Raw genomic sequence first — 13849 nt, 5'->3', positions numbered from 1 at the left:
TAACAAGACTGAAGGATAGATGAACCTGTGAAATATTCATACGTAGCCAGACAACCGATTTTAGATCGCGATAAATGCACTATCGGCTATGAATTGCTGTTTCGGGATGGCCCCAAAAATACCTTTCCAGATATCGATCCTGAAGAAGCAACTAGCCGATTACTGTCCGACCACTTTTTGAGCGCGCATTACAAGACGCTTGGCGATCACCTTGGCTTTGTTAACTTTCCCTACCAAAGCCTGATCAATATGATCCCGACCCTATTTCCAGTTAAAAGTTTAGTGGTTGAGATCCTCGAAGACTGCCCTCCGAGTGATGAATTACTTAATGCAGTCAAAAAGATGGCTCAGTATGGTTACAAAATCGCGCTTGATGACTTTATTCCCAGCAATGAATGGAAAGCTTTTCTGCCTTATATTTCAATCATCAAGTTTGATATCCGTTTAGTCCCAATCCCGAAAGCGCGCCTGTTCATCAATAAACTGCGTGCGACCAAAATCCTGTTCTTGGCTGAAAAAGTAGAAAATTATCAAGAATTTGAAGAAGCTAAAGCCGCGGGATTTCACTACTTTCAAGGCTACTTTTTTAGTAAACCGGAAATTATTCAACGCAAAGCCCTGCAACCCTCTTTTCTTGCAGTGGTTAACTTACTGAGAGAAGTTTCCAAACCCGATGTCGATTTTAGAAAAATCGAAGCGATCGTCGCTCAAGATGTCTCGCTGTCGTATAAATTACTCAGTTTTGTTAACTCATCAACCACAGTGAGCACCAAAATTCAATCATTTCGCCAAGCCTTAGTCTATTTAGGGCTACAGAAATTACGTAAATTTATCGCATTAATGGCTGTTGCTTCGACCCAAGACTCAAAGCCAGAGTACTTATATGATCTGGCGATTTTACGCGCGCGTTTTTGTGAACGATTGTGTGAACAAGTCACGCCAGCCATCAATACGGAGGCTGGCTTTCTCACCGGAATGTTCTCATTACTGGATAGCTTACTCGACCAGCCTTTAGATTCGATTGTGCATGAAATACCCATCGAAGAAGAGATTAAAGTCGCATTAACCCAAGGTAGCGGTACGCTTGGACAGATCCTGAATTTAAACAAAGCGTATGAAATGGCCGACTGGGAACAAGTGCTAGCACTAACTAAAGCCCTCAATCTACCCAGTGATGCGCTCAACGAATGTTATATCGAAGCGATCAAATGGAGCGAAGATCTACTCGGCGCACAAGCTGGTAATTAAGCCCATCGATAGTTAAACTTGGCGGCTCGATCATCGGCTGAATATTGTTATGTCCTGTTATTGCGGAAATACCCCATCCTATGCCTTGTGCTGCCAACCGATCCATCATGATCCGTTGCAAGCCAAAACCCCAGAGCAACTGATGCGGGCACGCTTTAGTGCCCACATGCTGCAAGATGTTGATTTTGTAATCAAAACTTACCATCCATCTTGTCATGCCGAGGATGAACGCCAAGCGATCAGCGAATCGGTACACAGCCACTGGCAACGCCTCGAAGTGCTGACTGCCGAGCCTGGCACGACCAGCGAGGAAGGATTTGTAGAGTTTCGTGCCTATTTTGAGCAGCAAGGCAAAGAGCTGTGCCTTGCTGAGCGCTCGCGTTTTGTGCGTGAAAATGGGGCTTGGTACTATATTGATGGTGAATTTATTGATGGCGAATTTGCCGCCACACCGAAACAGGGGCGCAACGACCCTTGCGCCTGTGGTAGTGGCAAAAAATTTAAAAAGTGTTGTGGGTAAAAAATAAATAAAAAAGCCGATCAAATCGGCTTTTTTACATAGATAAGATCGATAACTAACTAGAAGTACCAGTAAGCTGCAGCAAATACCCAAGTCTCTTCTTGGTTAATACCTGCATCACCATTTTTGATGTCCTGTTTTACATCAAATTGGATGTCTACACCATTAAGATTGTAGAATCCTGATACGTTGATGTATGAAGCATCAACATCGGCGGAGCCTTTCTTTTCATCCGTTGTAGCAGAATAACCAAGCGCTAGAGTGAAATCATCTGTTAACTGATAAGCAGCACTGGTATAGAATCCTGTTGATTTCTTTTCATCTAAATTTTTACCAGTCAGATCACCCTTATCTCCATCATTAATCCACGCATTAAGACCGATTTGCAAAAGCCCGAATGTTGCGTTCCCTGATAGAGACATAACATCATATTTAGCCTCATCACGTGTTTCGTAACCAGCATAGATATTAAATAGATCAGATTCATAACCGATAAAACCATTTAGACCACTATCAGCTTCATCACGGTCATCACTGGTATCAAAGTAAGAGATACCATAAGCGATACTTGCAGTCTTACCACGGAATTGGAAAACATTGAACGCATCAGATGCATCGCCTGCACTATTACCAAACTCAGCTGTAAAATCACCAGCACCATCAACGACGTCAAGCGCTGTATCATTTTCCCAGCCCCAAGACAGAATGCCGTACCCTGTGTCAATACCAATCCAAGCTTTATCAATGTCAGTAGCAGGGCCATTTTGAATTGCACCTTCATATGGACTTACTTTACTTTCATTAGTATCAAAGTTCATCTCTAGATCAGCTTCTAGATAACCAACAATGTATCCATTTTTGTAGTGCACTTTCACTGTTGCTGCTGTAGCCCAATCATCGTATACAGAATTAGTATATGAGTCATAATAGCCACCAAGTCCAAGTTGGCCGCTCACTTTAAATTGATCAGCAGAAATAGCTTTCGGTGCTTCTGCAAATGCTTGCGTTGATAAAGTGGCTACTGCCACTGCTAATAATGTTTTTTTCATATTAATCCACTGCCTTTTCTTAAGTTGGGAATTCCCTATCCGGTTCCCTGTTTTGTGATGATGGTTTGCTAACTCTTTGTTTAGTCATAACCACCACTGTGCGTGACTAAGATTGCAAAAGAATATTCTGCATGTCAAATATCATAAAAAAAACCAACAAAAAAAATATAAAATGAAAAATATCATAGCGTTACACTTATTGCAGTGATTTTTTCGAGCGACTTCTGAACTAGAAGTCAGACAGGGTCGAAATGCTAATTGCAAGGCTAGATAGCACAAAACTCCAAGAAACAACCACAAAATATGAAAATATAGTTTTTAATAAAAACTTCATTACCTAGATCAAGGGATATATTTTTCACGCAACCAAGCAAACCCAGCACCTCAAAAGTTCATTTTTATTTCGTGATCCAGATCAAACTTTGAATCAAAACCATGGAATTTCGTGACCTAGGTATCACGGATTGAACTGTGCTACCATCACGGCAACGTACTTTGGGCCCCCTTATGCTGACAAAAAACATCCAAGACTCGATCCGCAACAGTTACCACAATCTACAACATCAACTGGATAACTTTATTCCACGACGCGCGCAAAATTTTCTGGTAGCTGAAATCGCGAAGACTCTGAGTGGCAACTATCACCCATCGAACCGAATCTTGGTGGCCGAAGCCGGAACCGGCATTGGTAAATCCCTCTCTTATTTAATGGCGGCGATCCCGGTTGCACTGGTCAATCGACGTAAAGTTGTGGTATCCACCGCGACGGTAGCACTGCAAGAGCAGCTGCTGAATAAAGATCTGCCGCTTTACCGGCGCATCAGTGATCAAAGCTTTTCCTTTATTCTGGCCAAGGGACGTCAACGTTATTGCTGTAGCGAGCGTTTAGCCGCCACTTGCACCGCCGATGATGCACAAATAGCCCTGTTCGAAAGCAAACCGAAACCGCAAGATACCGCATTGTTGAATGAGCTTTATAACGCGCTCAACCAAGGCAAATGGGATGGTGATCGCGACGCTTGGCCAACCCCGATTGCCGACCATTTATGGGCGATGATTGTCAGTGATAAACACAGTTGTAATGGCAGTTTTAGCGCTCATCGCCACTGTCCATTTCAAAAAGCACGTTCCGAGCTAGATAAAGCGGATGTGATTATTGCCAATCATAGTTTGGTGATGGCGGATGCTGATTTAGGTGGTGGGGTGATCCTGCCTGCGCCGGAAGAGACAATCTACGTATTTGATGAAGCGCATCATTTACCAACTGTCGCGCGCGAGCATGCCTCAGCGGCCGCCACATTAAAAGGCGCAGCCAGTTGGCTAGAAAAACTCAATCAATCATTAGCCAAATTTACCGCTTTGGGTGATGAGAAGCGTGCCGAGCGCTTTGCACAAGAAGCTCGCGAGGCAATGCAGTTTTTAATTCCCACGTTAGGTCAACTGCCTAAACAATTTGTCGCCCAGCAATTTGTCGAGGGTATCTACCGCTTTGAACATGGTGAGTTACCGGCGTGGCTGGCCGAAGAGTCGCAAGCACTAAGTAAGGCGGCGCAGAAAACCACACAAGCTATAGGCAAAATTACCGATTTAATTGCGGAAAAGGTCAAAGAGGGCGAATTGGCGGCCAGAATTGCCGAACCGGCATTAGGCGAACTCGGGTTTTATATTCAACGTTTAGAAAATCTCAGCCACGTTTGGCAACTGATGGCCAAACCCAATCAAGATAAAGGTGCGCCGCTGGCTCGTTGGTTAGAGATCAGTACCGAACGTGAAGGCGACTATTTAGTCAGCGTATCACCGCTAGAAATTGGTTGGCAGCTTGATAAGCAAATCTGGAGCCGCTGTATCGGCGCAGTGCTGGCCTCCGCCACGTTGAGAGCCTTAAATTCGTTTAGCTTTTTCTGCCGCCAAGCAGGGATCAGTGAAAAAGCCGAGGATGGGGTACAATTTTTGGCCCTCGCCTCACCATTTGATTATGCCACGCAAGGAGAATTGCTCATTCCTAACATGGCGCTTGAGCCACAATCGGCAGGTTATACCGCGTATTTAGCCGATAAAGTACTCTGCTACTTACAAGCAGATAAAGCCAATTTGGTGCTGTTTGCTTCCTATTGGCAAATGCGTGAAGTGGCAGAAATTTTACAAAAAGAGCTGACTAAGCGAGGTTGGGCATTGCAAATCCAAGGCGAAAAATCACGCCAAGAAATTCTAAATCAACATAAAAAACTAATAAAAAAGCAAAAAACCAGTATTTTATTTGGCACTGGCAGCTTTTCGGAAGGACTGGATCTGCCGGGCGATTTATTGGAGAACGTGATCATCACCAAAATCCCATTTGCGGTGCCAACTTCGCCCGTCGAGCAAGCTCATGCCGAGTATATTGAGCAATTCGGTGGCAATCCATTTATGCAGATCACCGTTCCACAAGCCAGTAAAAAACTCATCCAGTCGGTTGGCCGTTTACTGCGTAAAGAACGTGATTCTGGTAGAGTAGTCATCCTTGATCGGCGAGTCGTCTCTAAGCGTTACGGAAAAGCATTATTGGATGCCTTACCGCCGTTTAAACGTACCATCGAATACTAATTATAACGAATCATCGACTTAGGATGCGCTTTTGATGGAATGGATAGAACCCACCACTCTAGTGGTGCTGGCTCTGGTGGCTTTTATCGCCGGATTTATTGATGCGGTCGCCGGTGGCGGTGGCATGCTGACGGTGCCGGCTCTGCTGTCACTCGGTTTGCCTCCTCACCTTGCATTAGGCACCAACAAACTCGCAGCGACATTTGCCTCTTCAACCGCAGCGTGGGCTTACTATCGACAAAAATTGTTTGCTCCGGCTTGTTGGAAACGCGCTTTTATTGCCACTTTACTTGGCGCGATCATTGGCACTCTAACCGTTGATGCGATCAGCACCGAATGGCTCGCCAAAGTGCTACCATTACTGATCTTAGCCGCCGCTCTCTATACGGTATGGCATCGTCCGCAGTCCAATCGGCAAAGCACTACCCCACAACCTTGCCCCAAATTGCAGCGTAAACAAATTTTACAAGGTCTCGGGTTAGGTTTTTATGACGGTTTAGCGGGGCCAGGCACTGGCGCATTTTGGACGGTCAGTTCAATGGCGCTATACCGCTTTAATATTTTGTTCGCTTCAGGACTTGCTAAGGCGATGAACTTTACCAGTAACTTCTCCTCACTGGTGATATTTGCCCTGCTCGGCCATATTAACTGGTTACTCGGCCTGACCATGGGCATCTGCTTAATGGCGGGAGCATGGGTCGGAGCGCATTCCGCCATTCGTTTTGGCGCGCGTTTTATTCGGCCACTGTTTATTGTGCTGGTGACTTTGCTCGCCACAAAACTGGCTTACGATGCATGGTGGATAACATGATCGATAAATACACCAAACTGGATGAGGCGCTCAACGAGCTCAAATCTTCTGCGGCACATGTGGATCGCCAACGCGGTGAACACACCCAACCATTATTTGATGCGGTGCTGTTTCATTGTCATGGTAAGCTGTTGACACCTTGTGTTGCCGAAGCCTATGCCACTTTGCAAGCCTTGATCCGCGAAAAAGAGAGTGGCCGTTTGACCGCACTACGCGCTGAATATTTATCCGAACGTTTATTAGCACAAATCGCGGCGCTTAAGCGTGAGATTTCAACCCAAAATGTGCGCCGTAAAGAGCCGAAGCCCACCGGTTATTTTAAAAAGCCCATTAATGCGCTTTACCAAGAATTGGCGCAGCATCAGGATTGGGAACGTCGGCTGATGGAACTGGTGCGTGATAAAGAGCTATTGCTGGCGCAAGCGCCCCCAATCCAAAAAATGAACGCGCAACAAGCATTGCTGCTCGCCGAGCAGCGGCTAAACCGCTGCCAAGCGGCAAAAATCAAGCTTGAGCAACGCATCACCATGCAGGAGAGAAAAGCCTAAATGTCGCCGCAATCTACCCCTTTACAATCTATTCCATTAAATGAAGCCGCCGATGAGATCAAACTAGCGGTTGATCTGATCTATTTATTGGAATCTCATGCCATTGCACCACATATCGCACTGGCCGCGATTGAGATCGTCAAGCATGACTTAGAATCTAAATTAGCACCAAAACCACATTCGATTTAGCTAATATCACGCTTACGCAAGCGCTGGTGAGCTCTCAAATAGAGGTGATACCATCACCCTCCAGTCAATCAAAAGGAATCTCCATGAAAATCGTTAGCTTCAACATCAATGGTCTGCGAGCCAGATTGCATCAACTGCAAGCGTTGATCGATAAGCACCAGCCGGATGTGATTGGTTTGCAAGAAATTAAAGTTCATGATGAGGCGTTTCCTCGTCAAGCGGTGGAAGAGATGGGCTATCAAGTCTATTTCCATGGTCAAAAAGCCCATTATGGGGTAGCGATTTTATGCAAACAAACCCCGCTGGAAGTGATTAAAGGTTTCCCAACCGACAGCGAAGATCACCAAAAACGGATGATTATGGCGACATTTGCCGACCAAGCGGGTAATAAAACCACCATTCTTAACGGTTATTTCCCGCAAGGTGACAATATTGAGCATGAGACTAAGTTCCCTTATAAACGTCAGTTCTATCGTGATTTGATGGGCTACTTGCGCGAACAACGCAGCAATAGCGAACGTTTAGTGGTGATGGGCGATATCAACATCAGCCCTCTCGATCTGGATATCGGCATCGGTGAAGCTAACCGCAAGCGCTGGTTACAAACTGGTAAGTGTTCCTTCCAGCCACAAGAGCGTGAGTGGTTACAAACCTTATTAGATTGGGGTTTAGTCGATACCTTCCGTCAACTGCATCCAACGGTGGATGATCAATTCTCATGGTTTGACTACCGTTCACGTGGTTTTGAAGATAACCGCGGTCTACGTATTGATGTGATCCTTGCTACACCAGCGCTGGCAGAGACATGCCAAGAGGCTGGCATCGACTATGAGCTGCGCGCCATTGAGAAGCCATCAGATCACGCCCCGATTTGGGCCACTTTTAGTTAATAGCAACCCTTAGTCACTGCTTAACTCCCTTAATCACCGCTTAACCAACTGGCGATTCCCCTCCCCCTATTGAGCCATAATCAGGGGGAGATTCACCGCCTCGCATCGCGGTAGGCATATTGACCGATTGCAACCGAGCGAAGCAGAAATTATTCACCATACACATCGTAGGTGAAATATTTGGCTTGGATTTTCTGATAAATCCCCTTATCACGCAGCGCCTTGATCGCCGCGTTCAATTGCTGAGCTAAATCTTTATCTTGTTTACGTACGGCAATCCCAAACCCCTCACCAAACCATCTAGCATCGGTGAGAGCAGGGCCAACAAACTCATATCCATCGCCACCCACTTTATTGAGCACCGCCTCTAATACTGAAGCGTCGCCCAACAGCGTCACAATCCGTCCGCTAGCCAAATCTCGGTAAGCTTGCTCCGAAGATCCGTAGCGCACAATCTCTGCTACATCGCCATAATTATCGGTAAGATACTTATCGTGAGTGGTGGCTCGTTGCACCCCAATCTTCACCCCTTTTAAACCTTGTCGGCTAAACGATAGATTAGTGCCTTTTTTAGCAATAAACTTGTTCGGGATCAGCGCATATTTATCAGTAAAATCGACTTTCAATTTACGATCTTCGGTTATCGACATCGCGGCAATAATCGCGTCGTATTTGCGTGCGAGCAGCGCTGGAATGATCCCATCCCAATCTTGAGCAACGATTTTACACTCCACCTGCATTTCAGCGCACAGCGCATTCGCCATATCAACATCAAAGCCTTGTAGTGAACCATCAGCGGCAGTCCAACTAAAGGGAGGATACGCCCCTTCAATACCAAAGCGTAGCGTGGCCCATGGTTTTGCTTGGCTGACTCCACTCAGAGTCACCACCATTAATACGCTGGCAACTAACCATTTTTTCATATCGAGATTCCTGTGTTGGTGGTGATACTGTGTTACAGTGCGCGACTAGATAAAATACACTACTTTAAGTACACAAATAAAATCAAACTATCCTATTGATATTAATAATGATAATCAGGAATCATTCATTTACATAAGTAAAGTGATCAAGATCAATCGATACACAGAGTAAGCACGCTAAACTCGCCGCCAATCACAGACTTGCCTATAATGCTCAATCCTATAACCCTCGTAGTTAGGACACGAGCAATGAGTACGTATCTGGGGTGCAAAGTAGTACACCAACTGAGATGCGCAGGATGGATTTGATTGCTATGCTTGCTGTTAACTCGTGCTACAAGTCGACACTTGCAATCATCACCATTGATTATTGATGCCGATAGATAAACCGATCTTAGTGATACCAAATAAACTTTATTTTAATTTTTTAACTTTTATTGATTTAGTTTAAGGATTGCGATTTTTTTTTAGTGTAGAATAGCTGCGTTGCTGGAACTAATAGCAATATCCATATTCAAACTATGAAAGAGTGAATTTGGATATCGTTATTGAAGAGTGTACTGCGCCCTACGGGGATAGCTGACTCAACAGCGAAAACAGTACGTGTTTTTTCTACTAATAAAGGTAGGTATGTCATGGCAGAGCAATTTGCTAACGCTTGGGAAGGTTTTGCAGCAGGTGACTGGCAAAACGAAGTTAACGTTCGTGATTTTATTCAAAAGAACTACACACCGTATGAAGGCGACGAATCTTTCCTAGTTTCTGAAGGTACTGAAGCGACTAACAAGCTTTGGGAAAAAGTGATGGTTGGCATCAAACAGGAAAACTCAACTCACGCTCCTGTTGACTTCGACACTTCACTTATCTCTACCATCACCGCTCACGATGCTGGTTACATCAATAAAGACCTAGAAAAAATCGTTGGTCTACAAACTGATGCTCCTCTAAAACGCGCGATCATCCCTAACGGCGGCGTGCGTATGGTAGAAGGTTCATGCAAAGCCTACGGCCGTGAACTGGATCCACAAATTTCAAAAATCTACTCAGAATACCGTAAAACCCACAACGCGGGTGTTTTCGACATCTACACACCAGAAATTCTGGCTTGTCGTAAATCTGGCGTGCTGACTGGTCTGCCTGATGCATACGGTCGTGGTCGTATCATCGGTGACTACCGTCGTGTTGCACTGTACGGTATCGACTTCCTGATGAAAGACAAACTGGCTCAGTTCAAGTCTCTACAGGAAAGATTCGAAACTGGCGAAGATCTGCACATGACCATGCAACTGCGTGAAGAAATTGCAGAGCAACACCGTGCGCTAGGCCAAATGAAAGTCATGGCTCAGAAATATGGTTACGATATTTCTCGCCCTGCGGAAACTGCGCAAGAAGCGATCCAGTGGACTTACTTCGGCTACCTAGCTGCTGTTAAGTCTCAAAACGGTGCAGCGATGTCGCTTGGCCGTACTTCTACGTTCTTGGACGTGTACATTGAGCGCGACATCAAAGCCGGTAAGATCACCGAAGTTGATGCACAAGAAATGATCGACCACTTCGTAATGAAGCTGCGTATGGTTCGTTTCCTACGTACTCCTGAGTACGATGAGCTGTTCTCTGGCGACCCAATTTGGGCAACCGAATCTATGGGTGGTATGGGTCTGGATGGTCGTACGCTGGTAACACGTTCTAACTTCCGCTTCCTGAACTCACTGTACACTATGGGTCCATCTCCAGAGCCAAACATCACGGTTCTGTGGTCTGAAAAACTGCCTGAAGGCTTCAAGAAGTTCTGTGCGAAGGTATCGATCGATACATCTTCAATCCAGTACGAAAACGATGACTTGATGCGTCCAGACTTCGATAATGATGACTACGCGATCGCATGTTGTGTATCACCAATGGTGATTGGTAAACACATGCAATTCTTCGGTGCTCGTGCCAACTTGGCAAAAACTCTACTGTATGTAATCAACGGTGGTGTGGATGAGAAACTGAAAATCCAAGTCGGTCCAAAAATGCCTAAGATCATGGACGAAGTTCTTGACTTCAACGATGTATGGGACAAATTGGATCACTTCATGGATTGGCTGGCCACTCAATATGTCACTTCATTGAATGCTATCCATTTCATGCATGACAAGTACAGCTACGAAGCCGCTCTAATGGCGCTGCATGACCGTGATGTACGTCGTACTATGGCATGTGGTATCGCAGGTCTGTCTGTTGCAGCTGACTCGCTGTCTGCTATCAAGTACGCAAAAGTGAAACCAATTCGTGACGAAGATGGTGTAGCTATCGATTTCGCAATCGAAGGCGATTACCCTAAATTTGGTAACAACGATGCTCGCGTAGATGACATTGCTTGTGAATTGGTTGAGCGTTTCATGACCAAGATCCGTTCACTGAAAACTTACCGCAATGCGATTCCTACTCAGTCAATTCTGACTATCACATCAAACGTGGTATACGGTAAGAAAACAGGTAACACACCAGACGGTCGCCGTGCTGGCGCACCATTCGCACCAGGCGCAAACCCAATGCACGGCCGTGATGAAAAAGGTGCAGTAGCATCTTTGACTTCTGTTGGTAAACTGCCATTTGCTCATGCAAAAGACGGTATCTCTTATACTTTCTCTATCGTGCCAAATGCACTGGGTAAAGATGAGGGCGCACAACGTGCTAACCTAGCAGGTCTGATGGATGGTTACTTCCATCATGAAACTGGCATCGAAGGTGGTCAACACCTGAACGTTAACGTTCTAAACCGTGACACTCTGCTTGATGCTGTTAAGCACCCAGAAAAGTACCCACAACTGACTATCCGTGTATCAGGTTATGCAGTTCGCTTTAACTCTCTGACTGCAGAACAGCAGCAAGATGTTATCGCGCGTACTTTCACTGAGTCTCTGTAAGATTTAGCGAATTAAACTAAAGCCCCGTTGCAACGGGGCTTTTTGTTTTTCATCGTACGTAAAAAATTGTGTATCTGAGCGCACATTTGTGCTCTTCTCTACTAGGTTTATTACCCGCAATAGCTCATGATCCATCAGCTTTTGTTTTATTTTTCCAACACATAGTCCACTACATCATGAAATCGATTTGCTATTTGCCTTTGCTGCTGGTCAGCACTTATGCCGCCGCTGCACCTACGCCGACTTTTTCCCTCAGCATCGATAATGATGGTGTTTTTGGGATTGACCAAAACTATACCAATGGTTTTTTTCTCAGTTACACCTCAGGATCTATTAGCCCATATTGGTGGGCTCGCCCACTTAGCTTAAGCGTGTGGGGAGCGAGCAGCTTAGATAAATGGGAGTTCTCTCTCGGTCATAAAATGTGGACCCCCTCTGATATTGAGCTTATCGAACCACAACCGAATGAAAGACCTTATGCCGGTTATCTGCATACTGAATTTAATTATCTTAGCCTACATCCACAGCAAGCTCAGCGCTTCAACCTAACCTTAGGCTTAACTGGCGATGGCTCCTTATCCGAACAAGCCCAGAAAATCGTGCACAGTATTACCAACTCGGATAAACCGAATGGCTGGGAATACCAAGTCGAAGACAAATTTGTAGGCAGCTTAGGCTACCGATCGCATTTCAACTGGGGACGTTACCCAGCATTGGCAGGCACAACATTCGAGTTGGCTAACATCTCAGAAGTCAATGTGGGCAATTTTCGCAGTGATCTCTCTTCCGGCTTGATGCTGCGCTGGGGTAGCGATTTAGAAAACAACTTTGGTGCGGCACAAATCTCCTCTGAAAACCCATTTACCCCCGGTATGATTGGCGCATCCGACCAAGGTTGGTTTGTGTTTAGCGGCATCAAAGCACGTTACCGTTTTAACGATGTAACCATCGAGGGAAATCGACCACTGGATAATTTGGATCAGCCAGCTGAATACTATCAAGTGCATGTGAAACCATGGCAAACCACCGCTGTCGCAGGCTTTGCCATGTACGCTCGCAGTTTTGGCGCCAGCTTAACTCTCACCGCAAGTAGCCCTGAATATAAAGAGGATCAAAATTCGATCAGCGGTACTGGCAGCGTGACGCTGTATGCGTTTTTCTAATCTGAATGATCCACACCTGCCCGTGACTTAACCGGGCAGGCACTTTGCATCATATGTTGCGGTTCATATGCCGTGAACAGATTTGGCTTATCGAGCGAGAGCCCTTGCTACGGCTAGTAAAGCGAGCAACTCTCCGCGAGATAAGCCTATTTAATCCCTGCTATTTGTAATAAAATGCCGCTCAAATAACATAACTGAGAAGCGCTCATGTCTACCATTGGTCGAATCCACTCTTTCGAATCTTGTGGCACTGTTGATGGCCCAGGAATCCGCTTTATTGTATTCCTACAAGGGTGCTTATTTCGCTGTAAGTATTGCCATAACCGAGACACATGGGACACGCATAGTGGCAAAGAAGTCACGGTTGAGGAAATCATCCAAGAAGCCAAATCTTATCGCCATTTTATGAATGCCTCTGGTGGGGGTATTACTTGTTCCGGCGGCGAAGCGATGCTGCAACCGGAGTTTGTGCGTGATTTATTCCGCGCCGCCAAAGCCGAAGGTATTCACACTTGTTTAGATACCAATGGTCATATTCGTAAATTCACTCCGGTCATTGATGAAGTGCTGGAAGTCAGCGATTTGGTGATGCTCGATATCAAACAGATGAATGATGACATCCACCAAGATCTGATTGGCGTATCCAATAAACGCACTCTAGATTTTGCCCGCTATTTGCATCAGATTGGCCAAAAAACCTGGCTACGTTATGTCGTAGTTCCGGGTTATACCGATGATGCGGCATCAGCTCACCAGCTTGGCGAATTTATTAAAGATATGGAAAATATCGAGAAGATAGAGCTATTGCCTTACCACAAGCTGGGCGCTCATAAATGGGAAGCGATGGGTGAAGAATACCCGCTGGAAGGGGTCAATCCACCCAGCAAAGAAACAATGGATAGTATAGTCGCCATCCTTGAGCAGTATCACTCTAACGTCAAATACTGATCTCACATCACCTAAACTGTTCCAGCCATACCAACCGATCTGGTTGGTATTTTTTTGCCCGTCAG

The 13849-nt window shown here is 45.6% G+C and carries 12 protein-coding genes; 10 read left to right on the top strand and 2 right to left on the bottom strand.

Features of this window, described 5'->3' with window-relative positions:
* Window positions 1-27: 27 nt before the first annotated feature.
* Window positions 28-1248, top strand: coding sequence for an EAL and HDOD domain-containing protein (locus PUN32_RS01135; RefSeq protein WP_274721373.1), 1221 nt, complete (start codon window positions 28-30; stop codon window positions 1246-1248).
* A 49-nt stretch (window positions 1249-1297) separates the two neighbouring features.
* Complete coding sequence (locus PUN32_RS01130; protein ID WP_274721372.1) at window positions 1298-1768, top strand: YchJ family metal-binding protein; 471 nt, start codon at window positions 1298-1300, stop codon at window positions 1766-1768.
* 59 nt (window positions 1769-1827) lie between these two features.
* On the opposite strand, the gene PUN32_RS01125 is transcribed toward PUN32_RS01130, so the two are convergent.
* Window positions 1828-2817 (bottom strand): porin family protein, encoded by a 990-nt coding sequence (locus PUN32_RS01125; protein ID WP_274721371.1) that lies wholly within the window; start codon window positions 2815-2817, stop codon window positions 1828-1830.
* 507 nt (window positions 2818-3324) lie between these two features.
* Between PUN32_RS01125 and dinG the strand changes: the two genes are divergently transcribed.
* The 5 genes from dinG to xthA all read left to right on the top strand — a co-directional run bounded on the left by dinG (window position 3325) and on the right by xthA (window position 7838).
* Entirely contained in the window at window positions 3325-5400 is a 2076-nt protein-coding gene (dinG, locus tag PUN32_RS01120) for an ATP-dependent DNA helicase DinG (protein WP_274721370.1), read from the top strand.
* 34 nt (window positions 5401-5434) lie between these two features.
* Window positions 5435-6211 carry a sulfite exporter TauE/SafE family protein gene (locus PUN32_RS01115; protein ID WP_274721369.1) on the top strand — a complete coding sequence of 259 codons (777 nt, stop codon included), beginning with the start codon at window positions 5435-5437 and terminating at the stop codon, window positions 6209-6211.
* The gene (locus PUN32_RS01110) at window positions 6208-6759 is read left to right on the top strand and encodes a primosomal replication protein (RefSeq protein ID WP_406707926.1); all 552 of its coding nucleotides are present in this window, start codon (window positions 6208-6210) and stop codon (window positions 6757-6759) included. The genes PUN32_RS01115 and PUN32_RS01110 overlap by 4 nt, the downstream gene beginning before the upstream one ends.
* Window positions 6760-6948, top strand: a complete 189-nt coding sequence (gene rsmS, locus PUN32_RS01105; protein WP_274721367.1) for a pleiotropic regulatory protein RsmS — start codon at window positions 6760-6762, stop codon at window positions 6946-6948.
* An 83-nt stretch (window positions 6949-7031) separates the two neighbouring features.
* Entirely contained in the window at window positions 7032-7838 is an 807-nt protein-coding gene (xthA, locus tag PUN32_RS01100) for an exodeoxyribonuclease III (protein WP_274721366.1), read from the top strand.
* Between the two features lie 149 nt (window positions 7839-7987).
* On the opposite strand, the gene PUN32_RS01095 is transcribed toward xthA, so the two are convergent.
* Complete coding sequence (locus PUN32_RS01095; RefSeq protein ID WP_274721365.1) at window positions 7988-8761, bottom strand: ABC transporter substrate-binding protein; 774 nt, start codon at window positions 8759-8761, stop codon at window positions 7988-7990.
* Window positions 8762-9396: 635 nt separating this feature from the next.
* Here PUN32_RS01095 and pflB point away from each other — a divergent pair.
* The 3 genes from pflB to pflA all read left to right on the top strand — a co-directional run bounded on the left by pflB (window position 9397) and on the right by pflA (window position 13784).
* Window positions 9397-11673, top strand: a complete 2277-nt coding sequence (gene pflB / locus PUN32_RS01090) for a formate C-acetyltransferase (RefSeq protein WP_274721364.1) — start codon at window positions 9397-9399, stop codon at window positions 11671-11673.
* A gap of 176 nt (window positions 11674-11849) precedes the next feature.
* Entirely contained in the window at window positions 11850-12836 is a 987-nt protein-coding gene (locus tag PUN32_RS01085; protein ID WP_274721363.1) for a lipid A deacylase LpxR family protein, read from the top strand.
* Window positions 12837-13043: 207 nt separating this feature from the next.
* Window positions 13044-13784: a pyruvate formate lyase 1-activating protein gene (pflA, locus tag PUN32_RS01080; protein WP_274721362.1), complete on the top strand. Its 741-nt coding sequence runs from the start codon at window positions 13044-13046 to the stop codon at window positions 13782-13784.
* Window positions 13785-13849 lie beyond the last annotated feature (65 nt).

The organism is Vibrio chanodichtyis (assembly GCF_028863985.1).
In the GTDB taxonomy this organism is placed as follows: Bacteria; Pseudomonadota; Gammaproteobacteria; order Enterobacterales; family Vibrionaceae; genus Vibrio; species Vibrio chanodichtyis.
This window is presented reverse-complemented; position numbering and strand designations above follow the sequence as displayed.

Coding starts and splice junctions, on each gene's coding strand:
- PUN32_RS01130 (WP_274721372.1), top strand. CDS start 1,298: ATGTCCTGTTATTGCGGAAATACCCCATCCTATGCCTTGTGCTGCCAA.
- PUN32_RS01125 (WP_274721371.1), bottom strand. CDS start 2,817: ATGAAAAAAACATTATTAGCAGTGGCAGTAGCCACTTTATCAACGCAA.
- dinG (WP_274721370.1), top strand. CDS start 3,325: ATGCTGACAAAAAACATCCAAGACTCGATCCGCAACAGTTACCACAAT.
- PUN32_RS01115 (WP_274721369.1), top strand. CDS start 5,435: ATGGAATGGATAGAACCCACCACTCTAGTGGTGCTGGCTCTGGTGGCT.
- PUN32_RS01110 (WP_406707926.1), top strand. CDS start 6,208: ATGATCGATAAATACACCAAACTGGATGAGGCGCTCAACGAGCTCAAA.
- rsmS (WP_274721367.1), top strand. CDS start 6,760: ATGTCGCCGCAATCTACCCCTTTACAATCTATTCCATTAAATGAAGCC.
- xthA (WP_274721366.1), top strand. CDS start 7,032: ATGAAAATCGTTAGCTTCAACATCAATGGTCTGCGAGCCAGATTGCAT.
- PUN32_RS01095 (WP_274721365.1), bottom strand. CDS start 8,761: ATGAAAAAATGGTTAGTTGCCAGCGTATTAATGGTGGTGACTCTGAGT.
- pflB (WP_274721364.1), top strand. CDS start 9,397: ATGGCAGAGCAATTTGCTAACGCTTGGGAAGGTTTTGCAGCAGGTGAC.
- PUN32_RS01085 (WP_274721363.1), top strand. CDS start 11,850: ATGAAATCGATTTGCTATTTGCCTTTGCTGCTGGTCAGCACTTATGCC.
- pflA (WP_274721362.1), top strand. CDS start 13,044: ATGTCTACCATTGGTCGAATCCACTCTTTCGAATCTTGTGGCACTGTT.